The following is a 22,549-nucleotide window of genomic DNA, read 5'->3' as shown; positions in this document are numbered from 1 at the left end:
GACGCCGAGCCGCGGCCGGCGCAGGCTCGGATGACCCGGCCCCGACGCATCCCCAAACTGGCCGAGGTCGTCGCCGCCGAACTACGCGGTCGCATCCTGTCCGGTGAGCTCGAGCCGGGGGAGTCCCTGCTCAGCGAAGCGACGCTGATGGAGGAGTACGACGTGTCGCGCCCCACGCTGCGCGAGGCGTTGCGGCTGCTCGAGTCCCAGAACCTCGTCACCGTCCGGCGCGGATCGCACCGGGGGCCGATCGTCAGCCATCCGTCCTCGGACGTGCCGGCCCGCGCCGTCGCCATCCAGCTGCAACTCAGGCGGGCGACGCTCGACGACGTCTACGAGTTCCGCATGATCTACGAGCCGACCGCGGCCAGATGGGCAGCAGAGAAAGCCGGCCCGGACGGCGTTGCCGAACTGCGGGAAGTCCTCGTCGCCGAGGAAGCGGCGCTGGGCGACACCGCGGCGTTCGCCGAAGCCGCATGGCGCTTCCACTCGGTGCTCGCGAAGCTCAGCGGCAACGCCACGATGGCGATCGTCACCGAGAGTCTGCAGCACATCAGCGCCCAGCACGCCGCGCGCAGCATGTCACGGACGCCCGACCGCCGTGAGTGGCAGCAGGAGAGCCTCAAGGTGCACCGGCGGCTCGTCGACCTCATCGAGAAGGGCGACGGTGCGGCGGCGGCCCGGTTCTGGACGAAGCACATGAACGCCGTGGCCGAAATCCAGGACCAGTGGTCCAGCGGCGTCCTGGTGACGGAGCTGTCCGACACCTGATCACGGGCGGGGCATCACTGCGGTGGCCCGTCTGCCGCTGCAACGATCCGTCGCGCCTGAGCCAGCACCGGCGCGTCCACCATGCGTCCGTCCAGCCGGAACGCCCCGTCCGGGGCGCGGTCGGCCGCCGCGACGACGCGCCGGGCCCACGCCACCTCGTCCGCACCGGGGCGGAAGGCGGCGTCCACAGCGGCGAGTTGACGCGGGTGCAGGCACAGTTTGCCGCCGAACCCGAGGGCGTGCGCCCGCTCGGAGTCCCGACGGGCCGCCGCCGGGTCGTCGAGGTCGGTCGTGACCCCGTCCACGGGCGCGGCGATGCCGGCGGCCCTCGAGGCGTTGACCAGGTGGGATCGCGCGAACAGCAGCTCGAGTTCCGCCTCGCCGACGCGCAGCGCCAGGTCGAGGGCGTAGTCGATCGACCCGAACGCCAGCCGGACGACCGACGGGTGCTGCGCCACCGTGTCGACGTCGCGGATGCCGCGTGCGGTCTCCACGAGCGCCACGATCGGCACCGCTGCGCCGAGGCGGTTCGCTGCGTCGTGGACGGATCCCGCGTCCGACTTCGGGAGCATGACCGCGAGCGGGCCGGCCCCGTCCGCGGCAGCGCCCGCAACCGCGGCGACGTCCGCGGCGTGTTCCGGCGTCCCGACGGCGTTGACGCGCACGATGCTGCCCGGCGCCCCGCGCCACGCGAGGGCGGCGGACCGGGCCTGTGCCTTGTCCGCGTCGGCCACGGCGTCCTCCAGGTCGACGACGACCAGGTCGGCGCCGGCGGCCGCGGCCTTGTCGAAGCGGTCGGGCCGCGAACCCGGCACGAACAGGAGGGTGCGGGCCGTGCCCGTCGGGGTGGGTCCCGGCTCGGTCATTGCGCTCCTCGATGTCGGTCCGCCACGGCGCCCGCGGACTCCGCCAGGGCCTGCCGGTGTTCGGGCGCGGCGATCTCGATCATGGCCGCCATCCGCTGCTCGAGACCGAGCCCGCGCAGGTCGGCCGTGCCGTGCTCGGTCACCACGTACCGCACGTCGCTACGGGGTGTGCTGACCGGACCGCTCAACCGGGAGACGATACGAGTGCGTCCCCGGGCGGTGGACGGCAGCATGACGACCGGCGCGCCGCCGCGCGAGGCCGCGGCACCGCGCAGGAAGTCCATCGCACCGCCCACGGCACCGACATAGCGCCCGCCCGCCACCTCGGCGTTCACCTGGCCGGTCAGGTCGACCTCGACCGCGGAGTTGATCGCCGTGAAGCGGTGCTGTGCGGCCAGCACGCTGTGGTCGTGGGTGTAGCTCGTACCGAGCAGCCGCACCGCCGGGTTGCCGTCGGCGAAGTCGAAGATGCGCCGGCTGCCCAGGAGCAGTCCTGCGACGGCGACACGGGGGTCGACGGTCTTGCGGGCACCGGTGACGGCGCCCGCCTCGACCAGGTCGACCACGCCGTCGCACAGCATGCCGGAGTGGATGCCGAGGTCGCGGTGACCGTGCAGTCTGCCCAGGACCGCGTCGGTCAGAGCGCCCACGCCGAACTGCAGCGTGGCGCCGTCCGCGACGAGTTCGGCAACCTGCGCCCCGATGCGGTTCTGCACGTCCGTGGCCGGTGTGCGCGCGAGTTCGACCGGCGGGTAGCGGGACGGCACCACCACGTCGAGGTCTCTGCGCGCCAGGTAGGGGCCACCCTCGACCGCCGGTACCCCGTCGTGCACCTCGGCGACGACCACGCGCGCCGCGCGCACAGCCGCCACGAGGTGGTCGCGGTTGGTGCCCAGGGAGAAGCGTCCGTCGGCGTCGGGCGGGGGGAGGTGCAGCAGGACGACGTCCGCGCCGATCGTGCCGTCCGCGATCAGGCGGGGCAGTTCGGAGTAGTGCACCGGCAGGATGTCGAGCAGACCGGCCGCGTGGAGCGCGGCGTTGCCCCCGGAGCCGGTGTAGGCCGACACGGTCATCCGCGCGGCAGCCTGCGCCGTGAGGGTGTTCGCGACGGCGATGCCCAGGAACGCGCGCACCCCGTCCGGCACAGCGGTCCGCGTGAGGAGTTCCACGAGCGTGCGCGGCTCACCGCACGCCTGCGCCCAGTGGACGGCATCCCCCGGCCGCAGGTGATCGAGCAGGTCGACGTCGTCGATGCTCGCATGGGTGAAGTCGACCGTTCGTACGCCCGTCATGTCGTCTGCCTGCGCGCGGACAGGTGCACTCGGAGCAGGTCGCCGATGTTCACGATGTGGTCGGCCATGGCCCGACGCGCTGTCTCGGCGTCCGCCGCGTCCAGCGCGGCGAACACTGCCTCGTGGTCGCACGCCGAAGCCTGCGCCCAGCCTTCGATGGTGCCGAAGAACCGCAGGGGCACGAACTTCACCGTCTGCCGGAGCAGCGCGACGAGACGTGGGGACGGCGTCGCCGTGTTGATGGCGCGGTGGATCTCGTGGTTGCGGGCGTCGACGGTGTCGACGTCGCCCCGCTCGGCGGCGGCCATCAGCTCGGCCTGCAGCGCCCGCAGCCGTGCGACCGCCGCGTGATCCATCGCGATCGCGGCGCGGGCGGCCAGCTCGCCCGCGATCCACGACTGCACGTCGAACACGTCGCGCACGTCCTGATCGGTCACGGCGACGACGCGGAACCCGCGCCGGGGCTCCCAGCGGACGGTGCCCTCGCTGTGCAGCACCATCAGCCCCTCGCGCACCGGAGTGAGGGACGTGCCGAGCGCGTCGGCCAACGGCTGCGTACGCAGGAAACTGTCCGCCTCGAAGTTGCCGGCCATGATGTTCTCGCGGATGTAGGCCGCGACGTCGTGGCTCAGCTGTGAGCGCCGCAACGACGACGGCGGCATTGTCCGGTCGGTCACAGGGACCACGCGCGATCGCCGACGCCCTTGACCACCTACCGATTATATATAATCTCAGGACGTGGGAGAAGCTCCGTCGCTCGCGAGCCAGATCGACGCATGGCGTCCCGCTCCGCTCACCCGCTCCGACCCGCTGCATCCGGAGACCGCCGACGAGCTCGCCGGCATCCTCGACGACGGGCCGTCGCCGGCGCGTCACCGACCGGGTGATGTCCTCCCCGTCCCGTGGCACTGGGTGTTCTTCCTGACCAGGCCGACGACCGCCGAACTCGGCGCGGACGGTCATCCCGCACAGGGCGCGTTCCTACCTCCGCTACGTGACCGGCGCCGGATGTTCGCCGGGGGCCGGTGCCGCGTGGAGCGGCCGTTGCTGCTCGGGCGCCCCGCGACCGCGACCAGCAGCCTGGCCGACCAACGGGTCAAGACCGGCCGCACGGGAGAGCTGCTGTTCGTCACCGTCCGGACCGAGTTCGAGCAGGACGGCGCCCTGTGCCTCGTCGAGGAGCAGGACCTGGTGTACCGCTCGGGGAACGCCCCGGCGCCGGATGCGCCGCCGGAGCCCCGTGTGCCGGTCGATCCGCCGTCCGGGGCCGTCGTCTTCGACCCCGTCACGTTGTTCCGGTACAGCGCGGTCAGCGGCAACGCCCACCGCATCCACTACGACCTGCCCTACGCGCGCGACATCGAGGGGCACCCCGGTCTGCTCGCGCAGGGCCCGCTGCTGGTGTTGACCCTCGTCGAGCGGGTGCGGCAGCACCGCGGCGACCCGGTCGCCGGGGTCGACTACCGCCTGCATCGCCCCGTCCACACGGCCGACCCCGTCGTCGTCGCCATCGCCGACGCCGACACCGACGCCGACACCGACGGCACGACGCACGCCGAGTTGCGCGGCGTGCCGGGCGATCTGCGGGCTGCCGTCGACGTCCACCACCGACCGCGACCCTGATCGGAGAACGACCATGACCTCGACCGCACCGACCGCACCGACCGCACCGACTGCACCGACCGCACCGACCGGACTGTCGAGCGAGGAAGAGGCGATCGTCGCCGTCGTCCGCGACTTCGTCGATCAGCAGGTCCGCCCCGTCGTCCGCGAGCTCGAGCACGCGAACGCGTATCCCGACGCCCTCATCGCGCACATGAAGGCCCTCGGGGTGTTCGGCCTCGCGGTGCCGGAGGAGTACGGCGGCCTGGCGGTGTCGACCTCGTGCTACGCCCTCGTCGCCGAGGAACTCGCGCGCGGCTGGATGAGCCTGACCGGGGCGATGGGCGGGCACACCGTGGTGGCGAAACTGCTCGTGCAGTTCGGCACCGAGGAGCAGAAGAACCGCTACCTGCCGCGCATGGCCACCGGCGAGCTGCGGGCAACGATGGCGCTCACCGAGCCCCGGGGCGGGTCCGACATCGCCAACCTGACGACCTCGGCGCGACCCGTCGGCGACGAGTGGGAGATCGACGGGGCGAAGACCTGGATCAGCAACGCGCGCCGGTCCGATCTGATCGCCCTGCTGTGCCGCACCGACCCGGACGCCCGGCCCGCCCACACGGGCATCAGCGTCCTGCTGGTCGAGAAGCCCGGAGGGACGCTCGACGGGCTCACGATCGGCCGGGACCTGCCGAAGCTCGGTTACAAGGGCGTGGAGAGCTGCGAACTGTTCTTCGACCGGTGCCGGGTACCGGCCGACGCGGTTCTCGGCGCGGCGCCCGGGCGCGGCTTCGAGCAGATGATGCGCGGACTGGAGGTGGGCCGCATCAACGTGGCCGCCCGGGCGACCGGCGTGGCCAAGGCCGCTCTCGACGACGCCACGAGGTACGCGGCACAACGGGAGACCTTCGGCAAGCCGATCTGGCAGCACCAGAGCGTCGGCAACCTCCTCGCCGACATGGCCACGCAGTGGAGCGCGGCGCACCAGCTCCTGCTGCACGCGGCACGCGTGGTCGACACCGGTGTCCGCGCCGATCTCGAGGCCGGCATGGCGAAGCTGTTCGCCTCGGAGGCCGCGGCGCGCATCACCCTCGACGCGATCCGCGTGCACGGCGGCATGGGCTACAGCACCGAGTTCGACGTCGAGCGGTACTTCCGCGACGCGCCGCTGATGATCGTCGGCGAGGGCACCAACGAGATCCAGCGCAACGTGATCGCGAGGCAGCTCATGACCCGCGGCCGGATCTAGGGTTCGTCCCCGGCGCGGCGGCGTGGGCCGCGGCGACGGCGACGTCGTGCATCGACACGTCCAGCAGCGCGCCGCGGGACGACGTCACCGCGATCGCCGCGGCCGCGGCTGCGTAGCTGCCCGCGAGCGGGTCCGCCACGGCGTCACCGGACGGGACGGGACCGTTCTCGGTCCACGCCACCAGGCCGGCACCGGCGGCGACGTCGTCGCCGAAGCCGACGCGGAGATCGTCCGGCGGGGTGCGGCCGTACGCAGTGAGGCTCACCCACGTGCCACCCCGAGACACGTGGTCCTCCGCGTCGATGCCGAGCTGCCGCAACGCGCGCGGCCGGGAACCCTCGAGCACGATGTCGGCGCCCGCGACGAGTTCGTGGAGCCGGTCGCGCTCGGTCCCGAAGTCGAGCGTGACGAACTCGTGGCCGGCGTGCAGCCGGTCGAAGAGGGCGGGGGAGCCGACGCGAGCGCCGTCCGGCCGCGCCCGGCTCTCGACCTTCACGACGCGCGCTCCGCCGAGCCCCAGCAGGTGCGCGCACAGCGGTCCGGCCCACAGGGCGGTGAGGTCGACGACCCGTGGCCGGCGGGGAGGCCGCCGGGAACCCCCCGGCACGATCGCGACCGGTGGGCGTCGCGCGGCCGGCGGGCCGGCCGGAACCACAGCAGCGGGGATGCCGAGCAGGGCGGTGCGCTCGCTCGCCCGAGCGCACGAGGTGCGGCGCAGCCACCGCGCGACGTCGAGCCACGCGTTGTCGACGGGTCCCTCGACAAGCGCGGGAAGGGTGTCGATGTCGCCTGCTCGGGACAGTGAGATGCCGAACCACCCGTCGGCGGCCCGCAGGATGCGGAACGTGCCGTTCGCCGACCGCGGCGCATCGCGGGTGTAGCGGGACAGCCGGGCCCGCTCCGTGAGGACCTCGACGCCGGGTAGGTCCGCGCGGAGGTAGGCGCCGGCCACACCCAGCGCGGCCCGCGCTGCCGTCACCGGACCGAGCGGCCCGGGCAGGGGCGGCCGCGCTCTCGGCCCGGTCAGCTCGGGGAACGTCCCGGGGTCGTCCGGCGGCAGGACGGGGCGGAGGTGCGCGACACCGAGCGGTGTCGCCACCTCGTCCAGCAGCGCCCGCGCCAGGGGCACCGCGGGGTCGTCCGGGACTTCAGTCGACAATGGCATCGACGAGCCCCCACCGCAGTGCCGTCGCCGCATCGATGCGGTCGCCGGTCAGGGCGAGGTACGCGGTGCGCCACCGCCCGATCCGCGCTGTCACACCCACCGTCCCGCCGGCGCCCGGCACGAGCCCCAACGACAGTTCCGGCAGCTGGACGAACGCGTCGCGCCGGGCTGTCACGTGGTCCGCGAAGCTCGGCACCTCGATCCCGGCGCCGATGCACGCGCCGTGCAGGCGGGCCTCGACGTGCGCGCGGGTGCGCACGATCCGGTCGGCGGCGCTGCGCTCGAGTCGGACGAGGTGCGCCGTGGTGACGTCGGGACTGCTGCCGAACTCGTCGAGGTCGCCGCCACTGCTGAACGACCGGCCCGCGCCCGAGAGCACGACGCGGGCGATGTCGGGGTCGGCGTCGGCGACGTCCAGACCGGCGAGCAGCCCGTCGCGCACCGCCCGTCCGTAGGCGTTGTGACGGTCCGGGCGGTTCAGGACGATGTGCAACTCGTCGCCGTCACGCGCCAGCAGCACGGCCTCGTCGGTGTCGGGCACCCTGCGCACCGGCCGGGACGCGCGCCACCGGGCGAACTCCGGTCCCGCCAGGAGCATCGAGTACGCCGACGATTCCGCGATCAACCCGGCCGACGGTGGCACCACCGACGTCAGGCGGAGCAGGCCGTCCAGGGTGGCAGCGGCGCGCGGGGCGAGGCTCGCCGCGGCCACGGTCCTCGCGATCGCCGCGTCGACGTCGTCGACCCCGACCGTGGCGCGCCCGGCGGCATCCGGGACGAATGTGGCGGTCAGGCGTTCGAGGAGTTCCGACCACGCGTCGGGAACCGGTCCGTGCGACCGACCGATCAGAAGCCGGGTCGGCGCGCTGACGCGGTCGAGCCGCGACACCACGGCGGCACAGGCCCGGGCGTCGTCGTCGAGGCCGTCGAGGTCGACCACGACGAGCGGCGAACCCACCCGGCCGTCGGCGTCGACAATTCCCGGTCCGCCGGCCACGTCCGGCAGCAGTGCGGGGGGGACGCACACCGGGTCGGTCACGACCGGACCACCTCGTGTCGCCGGTACGCGACGGCGCCGTCGATCAGGGTGAGGGCGACGTGTCGCTCGTGCAGGTGCGCCAGCGCCCGGTCGAGGGGTTCGTCGAGCAGCACGAGGTCGGCCGGCCCGCCCGCCTCCACGCGGCGGGGTGGGCCGCCGGGCGCGTAGGCATCGGACAGGTAGCCGCCCAGCGCGACGCGGGCGTCGACCCGCTGGTGAAGACCGATGCGCGACCCGGATGCCGTCGTCCTGCCTGCGGCGAACGCCACGGCTGCCCAGGGGTCGGTCATGCCGTACGGCGCGTCGCTCGAGCACGCCACCGGCACACCCGCATCCAGCAGGGTGCGGAACGGCCACAGGTCAGCGAGGTCGTCGGTGTCGACCTCGGCGAGGTAGACGTCGCCGCGCAGCAGCGGCAGCGACGGCTGTGTCACGACGGTGACGCCCAGCTCGTGCAGGCGTGGGAGCACCTCGCGCGGGGCCACGGCGGCGTGCTCGATGCGGTCGCCGGCGACGGGTCCTGCGTCGGCGAGCGCGGCCAGCGCGAGCAGCAGCGAGGCGCGCGTGACCGCGTGGATCGCCACGGGTCGCGGTCGCAGCGCCGAGATCCGCCGGGTGAACGCATCGAGGTCGGGCAACTCGTGATCGGGCAGCACGAGCTTGAACGGTTCACGTCGGTCGCGGCCGGGTGCCCCGAGCAGCACCACGTGCTGGGCCACGGGTCCGGGAAGTGCGGCCAGTTCCGGTGTCGCGTCGGTGACGCCCGTGATGCCGTACGACGCGAGCTCGAGCGAGAGGGACGACAGTTCGGGTGCATCGTCGCCGATCCGCTCGCGAAGCAGGCCGTCCGCGCGCCACAGCCGGCCGGTCGCACGTCCGGACGCGTCGCGTTCGATCCCCGGGGAGTCCGTCGCGTCGAGGCCCAGAAGGCGCAGGGCGAGCGTGTTCAGCATCCACAGCGCCCCGGACCGGTGCTGGATGCGGACCGGTACGTCGGCGCGCAACCGGTCGATCGCGTCCCGGTCGAGGTCCCCGGCCACGGACTCGTGGTAGGCGACGCCGCGCACCCACCCGTCGGGCGCGTCGTGCAAGCGCGCGGCGAGGCCGTCCGCATCGAGCGGCGGTCCGCAATCGATCGACGCCCGCGCCGCCGCCGTCGCCAGCAGGTGGATGTGATGGTCGTGCAGGCCCGGCAGCAGAGCTCCGCCCCGGCCGGACACCACCGGTTCGTCACCGGCGGGGAGATCGGCGGCGATCTCCGCCACCCGACCGCCCCGGATGCGGACGTCGCTCCGGACCCCGCTGCCGGCACCGTCGTCCAGGACGACGTCACGCAGCAGCATGGCCGTCAGCGTAGGACCATCACGTGCGGCCGGGGCACCGCTCGCTACTCCGTCGCCGGACCGGCCGCCCCGTCGTTCCGCTGCGGAGGACGCCAGAAGAGCGCGAGAAGGGCGCCCGCGCCGACGACGCCCAGAGCCCAGGCGACGCCGCTCGCGGTCCATCCCGGTGGCGCGAGAACGCCCACGGCGTGGTCCAGGGACCAGCGACCACCGCCGGTACCGCCGAACAGCAACCCGCAGCAGGTCAGCACCATGACGTACTCCCAGCCCTCGCCGGGCTGGAAGATGAAGAAGCCGTTACGCAGGTGATTGGTCACCCACGCCACGATCATCACGCCGACGACCCCGGCGCCCGCGAACGGCGTCAGCAGGCCCAGCACGAGGAGCACGCCGGCGCCGATCTCCGTGAGACTGGCCGTCCAGGCGTGCAGCGTGCCGGGCCGCATCCCGAGCGAATCGAACCACCGGGCGGTGCCGGCGATCTTCCCGCCGCCGAAGACGTGGTTCCAGCCGTGGGCGAGGAAGACAGCACCCACTCCGACACGCAGGATGAGAAGAGCCAGGTCTGCGGGTGTCGAGGTCATGCGGTCGGCCCCGTTCCTGGGTCGATGGCGTACTTCGTGGGTGGGCTTCGCCGAAGCATAATAGGTATATCAGTAATCTGTTGTAGCGAGTCGCGTACCGGGTGCCGGGCCGCTGAGATCGGAGGGGAACCCATGGTCGACAAGCCCGTGCCGCAGCCCACGCTGGCGAGTGCCGAATTCTGGAGCTCCGGTGGTGACGGCGTCCTGCGTGTGATGCGGTGCGCGCGGTGTCATCGGTACTTCCACCCCCCGTCGCCGATGTGTCCCCACTGCCGCGGTCGGGACGTGGCTCTCGCAGCGGTGTCGGGACGCGGCACGGTGGCCGCGCTGTCGGTGAACCACCAGACGTGGACTCCGGCCCTTCCACCGCCCTACGCCGTCGCGATCGTGGCGCTCGACGAGGACGACGGCGCGCGGTTGACGACCAACGTCGTCCACTGCGATCCCCAATCGGTCTTCATCGGTCAGCGCGTCCGCGTGGTCTTCGAGCCGCGTGGCGACGGTGACCCGGTGTACCTGCCGATGTTCGAGCCCGACCCCGACCGGGTCGGCGAGGTCGGACGGGTTCCCGAGCCGCGCGACATCAGGACGCGGTTGCGCACGCCGGCCTCGACGCGCAAGTTCGAGGACGACGTCGCCATCACCGGCGTCGGCCAGTCGCGGGTCGGACGCCGCCTCATGGTGGACCCGGTCGCACTCACGGTGGAGGCCTGCCTGGCCGCGGTCGGGGACGCCGGGCTCACCCTCGACGACATAGACGGTCTTTCCACCTACCCCGGCGCCGCCGCGCCAGGCTTCTCGGAGGGTGGCATCACGCCGGTCGAGGAGGCGCTGCAGCTCAGGCCGGTGTGGGTCAACGGCGCCGCCGAGACGCCGGGGCAGAACGGTTCCATCATGGCCGCGATGCTCGCGGTGTCGGCGGGACTCGTGCGCCACGTGCTGTGTTTCCGCACCGTCTGGCAGGCCTCGCAGACGGCGATGCGGCGGGCAGGCACCTGGCCCGCCTCGACGGACGCCGCGACCGGGTTCATGGAGTGGCGCGCGCCCTTCGGTGCGCTGTCCGCGGCGCAATGGATCGCCATGAACGCCTCGCACTACATGCACCGGTACGGCGTGGGCCGGGAGGCCCTGGGCTGGATCGCGGTCAACAACCGGGCGAACGCCGCACGCAACCCCGAGGCGCTGTACCGCGACCCGATCACGATGGACGACTACTTCACCGCGCGCATGGTCACGACGCCGTTCGGGCTGCTCGACTGCGACGTCCCGTGCGACGGCGCGGTCGCCGTCGTCGTCTCCGCGGCGGAGACCGTGCCCGATCTGCGCAAGCCGGGCGTGTTCGTCGAAGCGGTGGGGACGCAGATCCTCGAGCGTCTGTCCTGGGATCAGGACACGCTCACGCACCTGCCGCAGTCGCTCGGCCCGTCGGCTCACCTCTGGACACGCACCTCGCTGCGGCCCTCGGACGTCGACGTCGCCCAGCTCTACGACGGCTTCACGTTCAACGCGCTCTCGTGGCTGGAAGGGCTGGGCTTCTGCGGCCCCGGCGAGGCCACGGCGTTCCTCGACGAGGGCCGGACCATCGCGCTCGACGGCGCTCTGCCCCTGAACACCTCGGGCGGCCAGCTGTCGGCGGGGCGTCTGCACGGGTACGGGTTCGTGCGCGAGGCGGTCCTGCAACTGCGCGGCGAGGCGGGTGACCGCCAGGTGGCGGACGCCCGCGTCGCGGCCGTCACCGCGGGTGGCGGGGTGCCGTCGGGCGCGATGCTGCTTCGGCGCGGCTGACGCGCTGTGGTCAGAGCGTGTTGGGGATGTGGTCAGTAGCGGGCCTTGAGCTGTGTGATCTGCTCGATGTCCCACAGAAGTAGTGCGAGGTCCCGAGACGTCATGTTCCTGCCGCGCTGTCGGATCGGGCGTCGTCCGGGGCACCCGGGGCGATCGCGCGAGTCTGCCGGTGGTTGCGCGCCATTACCGCCGTGCGGCGCTCCTCGAGCGCGAGAAGGTCGGGTGGGTTCGCCCGCGCGACCGACGTCTCCCACGCCAGCGCCTCCGGAAGGGGCCGGCCGGCGGCTCCTGCGTACGCGCTCTTCAGTGCGCGCATGGTCGAAAGGGGCACGTCGGCGACCAGCCCCGCGACCTCGGTCGCCCGGGCGAGCAGGGCGTCACGCGCGGTCACCTCGGTGACGAGTCCGATGCGCAATGCGGTCCGGGCATCGATGACCTCGCCGCTCATGGACAGGCGGCGGGCCCAGCCCGACCCCACCAGGTGAGGCAACCGAGCGGTCATGCCGCCGCCGGGCATAACCCCCACCCGTAGGTGCGTGTCGGCGAACACGGCCGTCTCCGATGCGACCAGGAAGTCGCAGGCGAGCGCCAGCTCGAGCCCGCCGGTGAAGGCGGCGCCGTTGACCGCGCCGATGAGCGGCTTGCTCAGCGATGCGGCCGCCGCCATGCAGTCGGTCTCGTCGAACTGATCGAAATAGGCCCGTCCGCGTGCCGCCGCCTCCTTGAGGTCCACGCCGGCGCAGAAGGCGGACCCCGCACCCGTCAGAACGACCGCGGTCACGGCGTCGTCACGGTCGGCTCGCGTCAACGCGCCGTGCAGCGCGACGACGAGCGACGAGCTCAAGGCGTTGCGCGAACCCGGCCGGTTCAGGGTCACCGTCCTGACCGCGCCCGCGTCGCTCACCAGGACCGCAGGCTCGAGGTCGTCCGTGCCGCGTCGCTCGGTCATGCGAATGTCCCCCGTCGATCCGCTGTGTCGCGCACCGCGCTGGATCCGGGACGCGCCCGCATCGACGGGCAGGGCGACCCTGTGAGCCAGCAGTCTTCTTATCAACCCTAGTTAGCTGGGACAGCGTTGAGCAATGCCGACGCGGTCAGGCGAAGAACGACGAGCCGCCGTCGACGTTCAGGTTTGCTCCGGTCGTGTAACTGGAACGGCGGGAGCCGAGGAAGACCACAGCCGCCGCGACCTCAGCGGGGTCGCCGGCCCTGCCCAGGTCGGACCGCACCGCGTACTGCTCCTGGATCCAGGCCATCACCGCGCCGAGGTCGTCCTGGTCGACGCCCCGCGCCGAGGGGATCTCGTCAAGATGGCGTCGTAGCTGTTCGGTCACGAACGTGCCCGGGGACACGACGTTGGCCAGGATGCCGTCCGGGCCGAGCTCGAGCGACAGGTTCTTCGTGACGCTCGTGAGGGCCGCCTTGGCCGCTGTGTAGTCGGCCAGGCCGTTTCCATGGCTGCGGGCGGACATCGCAGCCAGCGTGACGATGCGCCCCCACGGCGCGGCGCGCAGTGCGGGCAGGGCCGCTCGGACGCAGCGGACCGTGCCGAGCACGCCGACGTCGAACGCGCGCAACCACATGTCGTCCGGTATGTCGTCCCACCGTCGGTTCGACACCTCCGGGCCGACGGCGCACACGAGCGTGTTGAGAGCGCCCCACCGGGCGTGCAGTTCGCCGAAGGCGGCCCGCACCGACTCGTCGTCGGTGACGTCCACTGCGAGACCGACCGCATCCGGGCTTCCGGCCCGCCCGAGCTGCGCCACAGTGGCGTCGAGACGGGTCCGGTCGCGCGCGAGAACGGCCACGCGGGCACCCTCGGCAGCGAACGCGAGAGCGCTCGCGCGTCCCATGCCCTGAGTGCCGCCCTGGACGCACACCGTCGCGTCCGACAAGCCCAGATCCACGATCGACCTCCGTCATCGAGTCGTTGGTTGCGCAGTGCTGTCAGGCATGGTCGGCGTGGTCATCGCGCCGCTCGGCGGCGCGGTCCCGCAGCAAGCGCCGCAACACCTTGCCACTGGGAAGCCGCGGCAGTTCGTCGACGAACTCGATCGACCGGGGTCGTTTGAACGGAGCGAGCCGCTCGGCACAGTGGGCGAGCAACCGCTCGGCGAGTGCGTCGTCGGGAACCTCTGCGGCGTCGGGCGCGACCTGGACGACGGCGCGGACCTGCTCGCCCATGTCGGCGTCGGGTACGCCCACCACCGCGACGTCCAGGACGGCTGGATGGGAGACGAGCGCTTCCTCGATCTCACGCGGGTAGATGTTCACACCACCGCGGATGATGAGATCCGTTCGCCGGTCGGACAGGTAGAGGTAGCCCTCGGCGTCGAGATGCCCCAGGTCGCCCAGAGTGCTCCAGCCGCGCTCGTTGTAGGAGCCCGATGTCTTGTCCGGATCGTTGTGGTACTCGAAGTCGGCCTCGCCCTCGATCCAGATCTGACCCACCTCTCCCGGGTCCAGCTCGTGTCCGTCGTCGTCGAGGATGTGCGGCGTGCCCTGCAGGGAGCGGCCGACCGAGCCGGGGTGAGCCAGCCAGTCGGCGGTGTCGATCGCGAAGAAGCAGTTGCCCTCGCTGCCTGCGTAGTACTCGTGCACGATCGGTCCCAACCAGTCGATGGCACGACGCTTGACCTCGGGTGGGCACGGCGCGGCCGCGTGGACGACCGCACGCAGACTGCTCACGTCATAGCTCTCACGCACGTCACGCGGGAGCTTGAGCAATCGCACGAGCATCGTGGGCACGAACTGGACGTGCGTGACGCGGTGGTGCTCGATCGCGGCCAGGCACTGCTGCGCATCGAAGCGATCCATCACGACGACGCGGCCGCCGAGCGCGGTCGTCGCCATCGACCAGCCGAGCGGAGCTGCGTGGTACAGCGGCCCCGTCGAGAGGTAGACCGTGTCGGGTCCGAAGCCGTAGAGGCGCGCCACCATGTCCTCGAGCGGGTAGGCGGCGCCGAAGGGCTGGGCGGCGAGGTCACGCCGGATTCCCTTGGGCGCGCCGGTGGTTCCGGAGGAATAGAACATGTAGTGACCGTTCGGCTCCGGGTCCGGACGTTCCCGAGGAGCGGAGTCGAGCACGCCCGGTCGGACACCGTCCGCAGCGGAATCGAGGTCCTCGAAACCCGAAACCGGCCCGAACGACAGGCGCACGGTGGGCTCGGGGCCGTCCGTCGCGCGGAGCCGCGCCACCAGATCGGCTGCCAACTCCGCGACGGGCTCGGCCGCGATCAGTGCCTGCGCGCCACTGTCGCGCACGATGTGTGCGGCTTCGGCGACGCTGAGGTGTCGGTTGACCGGGACGAAGTGCAGCCCGGCACGCTGAGCTGCCCAGGCGACCGCCAGCGTGCGCGCGCTGTTCGGCAGCAGGAACGCGATGGTCGATCCCGGGTCACAGCCGCGCCCGGCCAGCACATTGGCGAGCTGGCGTGACAGGTCGTCCAGTTCCTCGCAGCTGAGACCGGACCCGTCGGTGCACACGACGGCCTCTGCCGCCGCGCGGCGGCAGATGAGGTCGGACAGGTGCATCACGCCACCCGTCGGCCTGTCGGCGGGCCCGGAAGGGCGTCGCGCACGCCTGCTCGACCTGGCATGGTCGTATAGTTACTTCAATAGGCTTATTTGGCTAGATAGAGATGCGCAGCGCTCGCGGTGAGTCCGTCGGCGCCGCCGGGCGTCAGAGCCCAAGCGATTTGGCGATGACGGTTTTCATGATCTCGCTGGTGCCGCCGTAGATGCGGGTGATGCGGGCGTCGGCGTAACGGCGCGCGATGGGGTATTCGGTCATGTAGCCGTAGCCGCCGTGCAGTTGCAGGCACTTGTCGATGACCCGGCCCTGCAGTTCGCTGCAGTGGTACTTCGCCTTGGACGCGGTCGCGGCGTCGAGTTCGCCGGTGTTGAGCCGGTCGACGCAGCGGTCGACGTAGGCCTGGGCGACGTCGATGTCGGTGGCGAGCTCGGCGAGCACGAACTTGGTGTTCTGGAACGAGGCGATGGGTGTGGTGAAGGCGTTGCGGTCCTTGACGTAGCGCAGCGTCTCGGCCAGGGCGGCGCTGGCCTCGGCCAGGGCGCTGATCGCGATGGACAGCCGTTCCTGGGCGAGTTTGGCGGCGAGGTAGCCGAACGCCTCGCCGTCCTCGCCGAGCCGGTTGTCGACGGGCACGCGCACGTCGGTGAACGACAGCTCGGCGGTGTCCTGGGAGTGCAGGCCGAGTTTGTCGAGGTTGCGGCCGCGCTCGAAGCCGGGCATGCCGCGTTCGAGGACGAGCAGTGTCATGCCCCCGCGTCGGTCGTCGGAGGAGCCGGTCTTCACCGCGGTGATGACGAGGTCGGCGTTGATGCCGTTGGTGATGAACGTCTTCGATCCGTTGACGAGGTAGCTGTCGCCGTCGCGCACGGCGGTGGTGCGGATGCCGGCGAGGTCGGATCCCGCGCCGGGTTCGGTCATGGCGACGGCGGTGATCAGTTCACCGGAGGCGATGCCCGGCAGCCAGCGCTGCTTCTGCTGCTCGGTGGTGTAGGTGAGGAAGTAGGGCAGGCAGATGTCGTTGTGCAGGGTGAGGCCCAGTCCGGAACCGGTGATGCCGGCCGCGGCGACCTGCTCGCCGATCACCTGGTTGAACCGGAAGTCGGCGACCCCGCCGCCGCCGTACTGCTCGGGTACCGCCATGCCCAGGAAGCCGTCCTTGCCGGCCTCGGTGAACATCGCGCGCGGGGAGATGCCCTCGCGCTCGTAGTCGAGGAAGTTCGGCACGACCGTCTTGTCGACGAACGCCCGGAACGCCTCGGCGAACGCCTCGTGCTCGGCCTCGTAGTGCTTGCGATGCAACGTCCTCACTCCTATCGGGGTGGCATTCGGATGGCGCCGTCGAGGCGGATGACCTCACCGTTGAGCATCGCGTTGCTGACGACATGCTCGACCAGAGCTGCATATTCGGACGGGTCACCGAGGCGATTCGGGTGCGGTGCCTGGGCACCGAGCGCGTCCTGCGCCTGCTGCGGCAACCCCCGCAGCATGGGCGTGAGGAAGAGACCCGGCGCGATGGTCACCACCCGTATCAGGGAGCCGGCGAGGTCCCGGGCGAGCGGCAGCGTCATGCCGACGACGCCGCCCTTCGACGCCGAGTAGGCCGCCTGCCCGATCTGGCCGTCGAACGCGGCCACGGAGGCGGTGTTGACGATGACACCTCGCTCCGGGCTGGTCGGCGGGCCCACCGGCTCGGTGGAGCCGATGCGCTCGGCGGCCAGGCGGACGACGTTGAACGTGCCGATCAGATTGACCTGCACCACCTGGGAGAACTGGGCGAGAGGCAGGACACCGTTCCTGCCGATGACGCGCCCCGGCGTGCCGATTCCGGCGCAGTTGACGACCACTCTCAGCGGCCCGAGGGCGGTGGCGGCGTCCAGAGCGGCGGACACCTCTGTCTCGCTCGTGACGTCGGCCGGAGCGAAGATGCCGTCCCCTGGCAACGACGCGACGGCCTCGTCTCCGTGTGCCTGGGAGCGGTCGACGATCGCGACGTTCGCGCCCGCGGCCGACAACCGTTGCGCGGTCGCAAGACCGAGCCCTGAGGCGCCGCCCGTCACCACTGCCGCGATGCCCTGGAGGTCCATTGCGTCTCCGATCCCCGTTGCTGCCTGCTGTACTGAAACATGTACGGCAGTACACCTCAAGGTTCAGGCGCACGATTCACATGTCGGTAGAGGAGGTGGACATGTCCAGCAGTACTGCTGCATCCCAGACACTGAGCCCGCGGCTGTCGGACATCCGGGACGCGCTGACGACGCTCTTCCTCGAGCGGGGCTTCCGAGGGCTCGACCTCGATGCCATGGCCGCCTACGCGAAATGCTCGAAGTCGACCCTGTACGAGCTCGCGGAGAGCAAGGACCACCTCGTCACCACCTGCGTCGAGTTCTACTTCCGGAGGGCCGGCCGTCACGTCGAAGCCGCCGTCGCGTCCGAACCGGATCCGGCGCAGCGAATCCGCACCTACCTCATGAGCGTGGCCGACCAGCTCTCCCTCGCGTCGACGCAGTTCTTGAGCGACGTGGCGTCGCGGGCGACGACGCGCGGCAGCTACGAGCGGCACACGGCCTTCGCCGCCACGAGGGTCCGCGAGCTCGTCGACGCGGCGAGTGGGGGCCGGTCCCGCGACGGGCGGGGCGGGAACCGCGCTCAGTTCCTCGGCGAGGTCGCGGCCGCCACGATGGACGCCATCGAGCGGGGCGGCGTCTCGGACCGAACCGGTCTGACCCATGCCCAGGCCTATGCCGAGTTGGCCGACGTGCTCGTGCAGGCCACGCGTGCCCGCGTGACGTGATCTCGCCGGCCCGCCGCCGGCGTGGCTCGCACGAGCCGCCGCCAGACACGCGCGGAAACGGCGGCGTCGTCACACCGGCTCAAGCGACGGAGCCGGTCACCTCGGACTGGGCGGTGGCCGCACAGGCACGGCTGCGCATACTCGGGATGTGGTGATCTCGAAACGGGTGGCGTGGCTCCTCGTCGCCTTCGGCGTGTGGTCCTGGATCATCTGGCCCACGTTCTTGAAGAACATCTGGGCGGACGACCGCTCCTGGGACGACGGGCCGACGTCGTTCTTCCTCGTCCACCTCGTGCTGGTGGTCGTGTCCCTCGCGCTCGGCACGACCATCGGCGGGCTGGGCGTGCGCGCGCTGTCCCGATTGCGTACCAGCGGTCGCCGATAGACCGACGAGCACTCGCGGCCCGTGGTGGCATCACGCACGTGACAAACTCCGGAGACGAGGGTGTGGCAGTGGTGCTACGGTTGCGCACATGACATCCGTGGCGTCACGCGACCTTCGTAATCACACGGCCGAGGTCCTTCGCCAAGCAGCGGACGGCACCCGGGTGACGATCACCGTCAACGGCAAGCCGGTCGCGGAGATCGGCCCGGTGAGGTCGCTGCGACCAGCCTTCTTCACCAAGGCCGATCTGCTGACGTTGATCGACCACCAGGCCGACGCCGGTCTGTCGGGTGACCTGGACGTTCTCGCGGGCGACACGACCGACGATCTCGACCCGCTGTGACCTCGCGCCCGGCCGTACTGGACACGAGCGTGCTCATCGCCCGCGAGTCCGGGCGGCCGCTGGAGGTCCGGTCCCTCCCCGAGAAGACGACGATCTGCGTCGTCACGCTCGGTGAATTGCACGCGGGTGTGCTCGCGGCCGCCGACACGGCCACCCGCGCTCGGCGTCTGTCGACACTCGGCGCCGCTTCCGTCGTGGAGGCGCTGCCGGTGACCGCAGAGGTCGCGCGTCGGTGGGCGGAACTGCGAGTGCGACTTGCCGAGCTCGGGCGCCGAGCGAAGGTCAACGACCTGTGGATCGCCGCGGTCGCACTCGCGAACAACATGGACGTCGTCACGCAGGACGACGATTTCGACGTCATAGAACTTGCCGGAGGTCCTGCGGTCATTCGTGTCTGACCTGTCGGAGTAGCGCCCGACAGCCGCTACTGCGACATGTCACCTACGCGATGGCGAACGTTCCACATCTGGGCCGACGACCGTCCGGTCGACGCGGCGCAGGGAACGGACCAGGTCGTTGGTAGCAGAAGTGCTACCGTGCATTCGTGACGACGATTCCGCAGAAGGAGCTACGTAACCAGGTCGGTGAGGTACTGCGGCGCGTGGAGGCCGGGGAGACCCTGACCGTGACGGTGGCCGGTCGTGAGGTCGCCGAGCTGAGCCCGGTCCGTCGGCGTCGTTGGGTGAGCGGACCCGCCCTGGATCGTGTGTGGCGGGGTCCCGCGCCGCGTGATCTGGAACGCGACATCGCCGTGGTCGGTGCATCGGTGATCGACCCGTACGACGCGTGAGGGCGCTGCTGGACACCTCGGTGCTCATCGCCGAGGCCGCGCCGACCGATGTCGAAGCAGCGATCAGCGTCGTCTCGATCACCGAGTTGCACTTCGGAACCCTGCTCGCGCGCGACGATGACGAGCGTGCTCGGCGCACGGATCGACTCGCTGCCGTCGAGGCCACCTTCGACCCGCTCCTGGTCACGGTGGAGGTCGCGCGCGCGTGGGGCAGGCTCGCGGCGGCCGTCGCTCAGCGCGGCGGCACACCCCGCCGCCGGCAGCTGGACCTGGCCATTGCCGCAACGGCGGTGACGGAGGGGGTTCCGCTGCTGACCCACGACCTCGGTGACTTCGCGATCATCGACGACCTCGTCGACGCTCGGCTTCCCTGACGACGCGCATCGTGGGACGACGGGCCGACGTCGTTCCTCCTCGTGCGCCTCGTGTCGGTCGTCGTGATCGGGCACGGCCTCGCGGAGGGCCGCGCGGCCTCGTCCGGCGAGCGCGACGTCGGTCGTGCGGCGATCGCCCTCGCCGCTCCGGCGGGTCACGAGGCCGCGCCGCTCCGTGCGCACGACCTGATGGGACAGCCGGCTGCGCTCCCACCCGATCCGGGTCGCGAGATCGCTGACGGACAGGGAGGTGGCGGCCGCGGTGCTGTTCCTGGCGGCCGACCAGAGCAGCTTCGTCACCGGCAGCGCGCTGTTCGTCGACGGCGGCGACGAGCAGCAGTGAGGTGAACGCCGGTGGGGGAGTGTCGGTCGTGCCGGGCATAGTCGCGGGCATGACCGACAGCCCTGCGCCGACGCTCGGCGTGATCTTCCCGCCCGATCAGCCGCCGGAGAACCTGCGCGAGGTCGCCCGCGCCGCCGACGACAGCGGCCTCGAGCAGCTCTGGCTGTGGGAGGACTGCTTCTACGAGAGCGGCATCGCGACGGCGGCGGCCGTGCTCGGGTGGACGGACCGGGTCGCCGTGGGCATCGGACTTCTCCCGGTGCCGCTGCGCAACGTGGCGCTCACGGCAATGGAGCTGGCGACCCTCGAGCGGCTGTTCCCGGGCCGGGTCGTGCCCGGCATCGGGCACGGCGTGCTCGACTGGATGGACCAGGTCGGGGCGCGAGCGGCCTCGCCCATGACGCTGCTGCGCGAGTACACGTCCGCGCTGCGGGCGCTGTTGCACGGCGAGACGGTGACGACCGACGGCGAGTACGTCCGGCTGCGCGAGGTACGGCTCGACTACCCGCCGAGCCCGCCGCCGGCGCTGCTCGTCGGAGCGGTCAAGCCGAAGACGCTGCAGCTGGCGACCGAGCTCGGCGACGGCGTCATCCTCACCGGCGACACGGGCCTCGACGGCGTGCGGGCCGCGGCAGGTCCGTTGGCGGCGGGACGCGAGGCCGGCGGACGGGCCGACGGCGAGGCCGGCACCGTCGTGGTGTTCGTGACCGTGCAGGACCGGATGGACGCCGCGGCCGTCGCCGAGCGGGTCCGGCAGTACGCCGACGCCGGTGCCACCCACGTCGCGCTGCACGCCGTCGGCGACGATCCGTACCCGCTACCGGAGTTCGTCCGATCGGTCGCGGGTGAGGTGCGGGCCGCGCTCGGGTGACGGCCCGTCCGGCACCCGAGGTGTCCGGGCGTGCGGCCCGGCGCATCATCCTCGTGGTTGGCAACGATCCAGTGACGATCCTGCCGGTGCTGGGTGACCCGTTCACCGGGGGTTAGGCTCCCCGACGTCCGGGTCGTGGGGGAAGCCGAGGAGCCGCGCCACAAGCAGCGGCCGCCCGCGCGCCCAACGCGTTTCGAGGGAGACAGGTACATGCGTTCTGGTCGGTGGACAGCAGCCGTCGTGGGGTGCGCGGTTGCCGCGCTCACGCTGGCCGCGTGCGGCAGCAAGTCCGACGGCGGCGGTTCCAGCAGCGGCGGCGGCGGCTCCACCGCCGCGACGGGCGGCGGCGGCTCCAGCGCGGCCCCGGCCGGCGGCAACCTGAAGGCCTGCATGGTGCTCGACACCGGTGGCGTCGACGACAAGTCGTTCAACCAGGGCTCGTACGCCGGCCTGCAGGCCGCGAACAAGAAGAACCCGAACATCAAGATCAGCTACATCCCCTCGAACTCGGGCAACGACTACGTGCCCAACCTCAAGGCCGAGGTCCAGAAGGGCTGCGACAGCGTCATCGCCGTCGGCGGCCTCATGTTCGACGCGGTGAAGCAGGTCGCGAAGGCGAATCCGAAGACCCAGTTCGCCGAGGTCGACGCCGGCTCCTCCGGCCCGAACGTCTACGGCCTGCAGTTCAACACCGCGCAGGGCGCCTTCCTCGGCGGTTACCTCGCCGCGGGCATGACCAAGACCGGCAAGGTCGCGACGTGGGGTGGCCTCAACATCCCGCCGGTGACGATCTACATGGACGGCTTCTGGGAGGGCGTCCAGTACTACAACAAGCAGAAGAACAAGAACGTCCAGGTCCTGGGCTGGGACGAGAACAAGCCGAAGTCGGGCACGTTCTCGCAGTCGTTCACCGACCAGAACAAGGGCAAGCAGATCAGCCAGACCTTCGTCCAGCAGGGCGCGGACATCATCTTCCCGGTCGCCGGTGGCGCCGGCCTCGGCGCGGGCGCCGCGGCGCAGGCCTCGAACGGCCGCGCGAACGTGATCTGGGTCGACACCGACGGCTGCGAGTCGGCCGCGCAGTACTGCAAGTACTTCATCACCTCCGTCACCAAGGGTCTGGGCACCGCGGTGCAGACCTACGTCGAGAAGGCCGCCACCGGCACCTTCCCGACCGGGTCCTACGTCGGCACCCTGCAGAACGGTGGCACGGGCCTGGCCCCGTACAACCAGTTCGACAGCAAGGTCCCGTCCGCCCTCAAGTCCGAGGTCGACAAGGTCAAGCAGGACATCATCGACGGCAAGATCAAGCTCACGTCGAAGAGCCAGCCGACGTCCTGATCACGTCCTGACTGCTGAGCCGCGGGTGGGGCCTCGTCACGAGGCCCCACCCGTCCGCCGTGAGAAGGGATCCGTCCTTC

General features: G+C 71.5%; 24 protein-coding genes and 2 pseudogenes. 14 read left to right on the top strand and 12 right to left on the bottom strand.

All coding sequences use genetic code 11. The features are described from left to right. Positions 1–30: 30 nt before the first annotated feature. On the top strand, positions 31–771 hold the full coding sequence (locus tag ACYVP9_RS19005) for a FadR/GntR family transcriptional regulator (protein ID WP_460606508.1): 741 nt from the start codon (positions 31–33) through the stop codon (positions 769–771). A gap of 14 nt (positions 772–785) precedes the next feature. Here the strand turns inward: ACYVP9_RS19005 and ACYVP9_RS19000 are convergent, their stop codons facing one another. Genes ACYVP9_RS19000 through ACYVP9_RS18990 form a run of 3 tightly spaced genes read right to left on the bottom strand, consistent with a single transcriptional unit; the run spans position 786 to position 3,606 of the window. Next, positions 786–1,637: an HpcH/HpaI aldolase/citrate lyase family protein gene (locus ACYVP9_RS19000; protein WP_460606507.1), complete on the bottom strand. Its 852-nt coding sequence runs from the start codon at positions 1,635–1,637 to the stop codon at positions 786–788. Further along, on the bottom strand, positions 1,634–2,929 hold the full coding sequence (locus ACYVP9_RS18995; RefSeq protein WP_460606506.1) for an acetyl-CoA hydrolase/transferase family protein: 1,296 nt from the start codon (positions 2,927–2,929) through the stop codon (positions 1,634–1,636). Before ACYVP9_RS18995 ends, ACYVP9_RS19000 begins: the two co-directional genes overlap by 4 nt. Continuing rightward, positions 2,926–3,606 (bottom strand): GntR family transcriptional regulator, encoded by a 681-nt coding sequence (locus tag ACYVP9_RS18990; RefSeq protein ID WP_460606505.1) that lies wholly within the window; start codon positions 3,604–3,606, stop codon positions 2,926–2,928. The genes ACYVP9_RS18995 and ACYVP9_RS18990 overlap by 4 nt, the downstream gene beginning before the upstream one ends. A 61-nt stretch (positions 3,607–3,667) precedes the next feature. Here ACYVP9_RS18990 and ACYVP9_RS18985 point away from each other — a divergent pair, with 61 nt between their 5' ends. Next, on the top strand, positions 3,668–4,552 hold the full coding sequence (locus ACYVP9_RS18985) for an HTD2 family dehydratase (RefSeq protein WP_460606504.1): 885 nt from the start codon (positions 3,668–3,670) through the stop codon (positions 4,550–4,552). A 13-nt stretch (positions 4,553–4,565) separates the two neighbouring features. Then, positions 4,566–5,780, top strand: a complete 1,215-nt coding sequence (locus ACYVP9_RS18980; RefSeq protein ID WP_460606503.1) for an acyl-CoA dehydrogenase family protein — start codon at positions 4,566–4,568, stop codon at positions 5,778–5,780. Here the strand turns inward: ACYVP9_RS18980 and ACYVP9_RS18975 are convergent. From ACYVP9_RS18975 to ACYVP9_RS18960, 4 genes are read right to left on the bottom strand one after another with little or no spacing between them, the layout of a single operon-like run. Beyond that, complete coding sequence (locus ACYVP9_RS18975) at positions 5,758–6,945, bottom strand: CoA-transferase family III protein (protein ID WP_460606502.1); 1,188 nt, start codon at positions 6,943–6,945, stop codon at positions 5,758–5,760. The genes ACYVP9_RS18980 and ACYVP9_RS18975 overlap by 23 nt on opposite strands. Next, complete coding sequence (locus ACYVP9_RS18970; protein WP_460606501.1) at positions 6,929–7,984, bottom strand: enoyl-CoA hydratase/isomerase family protein; 1,056 nt, start codon at positions 7,982–7,984, stop codon at positions 6,929–6,931. The genes ACYVP9_RS18975 and ACYVP9_RS18970 overlap by 17 nt, the downstream gene beginning before the upstream one ends. Further along, on the bottom strand, positions 7,981–9,327 hold the full coding sequence (locus ACYVP9_RS18965; protein WP_460606500.1) for an amidohydrolase family protein: 1,347 nt from the start codon (positions 9,325–9,327) through the stop codon (positions 7,981–7,983). The genes ACYVP9_RS18970 and ACYVP9_RS18965 overlap by 4 nt, the downstream gene beginning before the upstream one ends. A gap of 44 nt (positions 9,328–9,371) precedes the next feature. Continuing rightward, positions 9,372–9,911, bottom strand: coding sequence for a DoxX family protein (locus ACYVP9_RS18960; protein ID WP_460606499.1), 540 nt, complete (start codon positions 9,909–9,911; stop codon positions 9,372–9,374). Between the two features lie 132 nt (positions 9,912–10,043). Here ACYVP9_RS18960 and ACYVP9_RS18955 point away from each other — a divergent pair, with 132 nt between their 5' ends. Beyond that, positions 10,044–11,696: a thiolase C-terminal domain-containing protein gene (locus ACYVP9_RS18955; protein ID WP_460606498.1), complete on the top strand. Its 1,653-nt coding sequence runs from the start codon at positions 10,044–10,046 to the stop codon at positions 11,694–11,696. A 100-nt stretch (positions 11,697–11,796) separates the two neighbouring features. Here ACYVP9_RS18955 and ACYVP9_RS18950 read toward each other — a convergent pair whose 3' ends face one another. The 5 genes from ACYVP9_RS18950 to ACYVP9_RS18930 form a co-directional block, all read right to left on the bottom strand. Then, entirely contained in the window at positions 11,797–12,645 is an 849-nt protein-coding gene (locus tag ACYVP9_RS18950; protein ID WP_460606497.1) for a Clp protease/crotonase-like domain-containing protein, read from the bottom strand. Between the two features lie 145 nt (positions 12,646–12,790). Further along, positions 12,791–13,603: an SDR family NAD(P)-dependent oxidoreductase gene (locus ACYVP9_RS18945; protein WP_460606496.1), complete on the bottom strand. Its 813-nt coding sequence runs from the start codon at positions 13,601–13,603 to the stop codon at positions 12,791–12,793. Positions 13,604–13,643: 40 nt separating this feature from the next. After that, the gene (locus ACYVP9_RS18940) at positions 13,644–15,230 is read right to left on the bottom strand and encodes an AMP-binding protein (protein WP_460606495.1); all 1,587 of its coding nucleotides are present in this window, start codon (positions 15,228–15,230) and stop codon (positions 13,644–13,646) included. Positions 15,231–15,378: 148 nt separating this feature from the next. Then, a complete protein-coding gene (locus ACYVP9_RS18935; RefSeq protein WP_460606618.1) occupies positions 15,379–16,530 on the bottom strand; it encodes an acyl-CoA dehydrogenase family protein in 1,152 nt (383 codons plus the stop codon). Between the two features lie 11 nt (positions 16,531–16,541). Further along, positions 16,542–17,315 carry a Rossmann-fold NAD(P)-binding domain-containing protein gene (locus ACYVP9_RS18930; RefSeq protein ID WP_460606494.1) on the bottom strand — a complete coding sequence of 258 codons (774 nt, stop codon included), beginning with the start codon at positions 17,313–17,315 and terminating at the stop codon, positions 16,542–16,544. A 101-nt stretch (positions 17,316–17,416) separates the two neighbouring features. Here ACYVP9_RS18930 and ACYVP9_RS18925 point away from each other — a divergent pair, with 101 nt between their 5' ends. The 10 genes and pseudogenes from ACYVP9_RS18925 to ACYVP9_RS18880 all read left to right on the top strand — a co-directional run bounded on the left by ACYVP9_RS18925 (position 17,417) and on the right by ACYVP9_RS18880 (position 22,469). Beyond that, positions 17,417–18,022 carry a TetR/AcrR family transcriptional regulator gene (locus tag ACYVP9_RS18925; protein ID WP_460606493.1) on the top strand — a complete coding sequence of 202 codons (606 nt, stop codon included), beginning with the start codon at positions 17,417–17,419 and terminating at the stop codon, positions 18,020–18,022. 148 nt (positions 18,023–18,170) lie between these two features. Then, entirely contained in the window at positions 18,171–18,407 is a 237-nt protein-coding gene (locus ACYVP9_RS18920; protein ID WP_460606492.1) for an SCO4848 family membrane protein, read from the top strand. 88 nt (positions 18,408–18,495) lie between these two features. Beyond that, a pseudogene (locus ACYVP9_RS18915) lies at positions 18,496–18,564 on the top strand (hypothetical protein); the annotation flags it as partial. 6 nt (positions 18,565–18,570) lie between these two features. After that, positions 18,571–18,750, top strand: a complete 180-nt coding sequence (locus ACYVP9_RS18910; protein ID WP_460606624.1) for a hypothetical protein — start codon at positions 18,571–18,573, stop codon at positions 18,748–18,750. Further along, positions 18,747–19,148, top strand: coding sequence for a PIN domain-containing protein (locus ACYVP9_RS18905; RefSeq protein WP_460606491.1), 402 nt, complete (start codon positions 18,747–18,749; stop codon positions 19,146–19,148). The genes ACYVP9_RS18910 and ACYVP9_RS18905 overlap by 4 nt, the downstream gene beginning before the upstream one ends. A gap of 146 nt (positions 19,149–19,294) precedes the next feature. Then, complete coding sequence (locus tag ACYVP9_RS18900) at positions 19,295–19,540, top strand: type II toxin-antitoxin system Phd/YefM family antitoxin (protein WP_460606490.1); 246 nt, start codon at positions 19,295–19,297, stop codon at positions 19,538–19,540. Further along, on the top strand, positions 19,537–19,914 hold the full coding sequence (locus ACYVP9_RS18895; protein ID WP_460606489.1) for a PIN domain-containing protein: 378 nt from the start codon (positions 19,537–19,539) through the stop codon (positions 19,912–19,914). Before ACYVP9_RS18900 ends, ACYVP9_RS18895 begins: the two co-directional genes overlap by 4 nt. A gap of 247 nt (positions 19,915–20,161) precedes the next feature. After that, a pseudogene (locus ACYVP9_RS18890) lies at positions 20,162–20,257 on the top strand (SDR family oxidoreductase); the annotation flags it as partial. 49 nt (positions 20,258–20,306) lie between these two features. Next, a complete protein-coding gene (locus tag ACYVP9_RS18885; protein WP_460606488.1) occupies positions 20,307–21,128 on the top strand; it encodes an LLM class flavin-dependent oxidoreductase in 822 nt (273 codons plus the stop codon). A gap of 210 nt (positions 21,129–21,338) precedes the next feature. Beyond that, entirely contained in the window at positions 21,339–22,469 is a 1,131-nt protein-coding gene (locus tag ACYVP9_RS18880; RefSeq protein ID WP_460606487.1) for a BMP family lipoprotein, read from the top strand. Positions 22,470–22,549 lie beyond the last annotated feature (80 nt).

The sequence above is a fragment of the Jatrophihabitans fulvus genome (genome assembly GCF_054781375.1).
This window is presented reverse-complemented; position numbering and strand designations above follow the sequence as displayed.

Excerpts from the sequence above, each read along its gene's own strand:
- ACYVP9_RS18880 (WP_460606487.1), top strand. The coding sequence starts at position 21,339 with ATGCGTTCTGGTCGGTGGACAGCAGCCGTCGTGGGGTGCGCGGTTGCC.
- ACYVP9_RS18960 (WP_460606499.1), bottom strand. The coding sequence starts at position 9,911 with ATGACCTCGACACCCGCAGACCTGGCTCTTCTCATCCTGCGTGTCGGA.
- ACYVP9_RS18940 (WP_460606495.1), bottom strand. The coding sequence starts at position 15,230 with ATGCACCTGTCCGACCTCATCTGCCGCCGCGCGGCGGCAGAGGCCGTC.
- ACYVP9_RS18885 (WP_460606488.1), top strand. The coding sequence starts at position 20,307 with ATGACCGACAGCCCTGCGCCGACGCTCGGCGTGATCTTCCCGCCCGAT.
- ACYVP9_RS18925 (WP_460606493.1), top strand. The coding sequence starts at position 17,417 with ATGTCCAGCAGTACTGCTGCATCCCAGACACTGAGCCCGCGGCTGTCG.
- ACYVP9_RS18975 (WP_460606502.1), bottom strand. The coding sequence starts at position 6,945 with ATGCCATTGTCGACTGAAGTCCCGGACGACCCCGCGGTGCCCCTGGCG.
- ACYVP9_RS18965 (WP_460606500.1), bottom strand. The coding sequence starts at position 9,327 with ATGCTGCTGCGTGACGTCGTCCTGGACGACGGTGCCGGCAGCGGGGTC.
- ACYVP9_RS19005 (WP_460606508.1), top strand. The coding sequence starts at position 31 with ATGACCCGGCCCCGACGCATCCCCAAACTGGCCGAGGTCGTCGCCGCC.
- ACYVP9_RS18980 (WP_460606503.1), top strand. The coding sequence starts at position 4,566 with ATGACCTCGACCGCACCGACCGCACCGACCGCACCGACTGCACCGACC.
- ACYVP9_RS19000 (WP_460606507.1), bottom strand. The coding sequence starts at position 1,637 with ATGACCGAGCCGGGACCCACCCCGACGGGCACGGCCCGCACCCTCCTG.
- ACYVP9_RS18955 (WP_460606498.1), top strand. The coding sequence starts at position 10,044 with ATGGTCGACAAGCCCGTGCCGCAGCCCACGCTGGCGAGTGCCGAATTC.
- ACYVP9_RS18995 (WP_460606506.1), bottom strand. The coding sequence starts at position 2,929 with ATGACGGGCGTACGAACGGTCGACTTCACCCATGCGAGCATCGACGAC.
- ACYVP9_RS18930 (WP_460606494.1), bottom strand. The coding sequence starts at position 17,315 with ATGGACCTCCAGGGCATCGCGGCAGTGGTGACGGGCGGCGCCTCAGGG.
- ACYVP9_RS18950 (WP_460606497.1), bottom strand. The coding sequence starts at position 12,645 with ATGACCGAGCGACGCGGCACGGACGACCTCGAGCCTGCGGTCCTGGTG.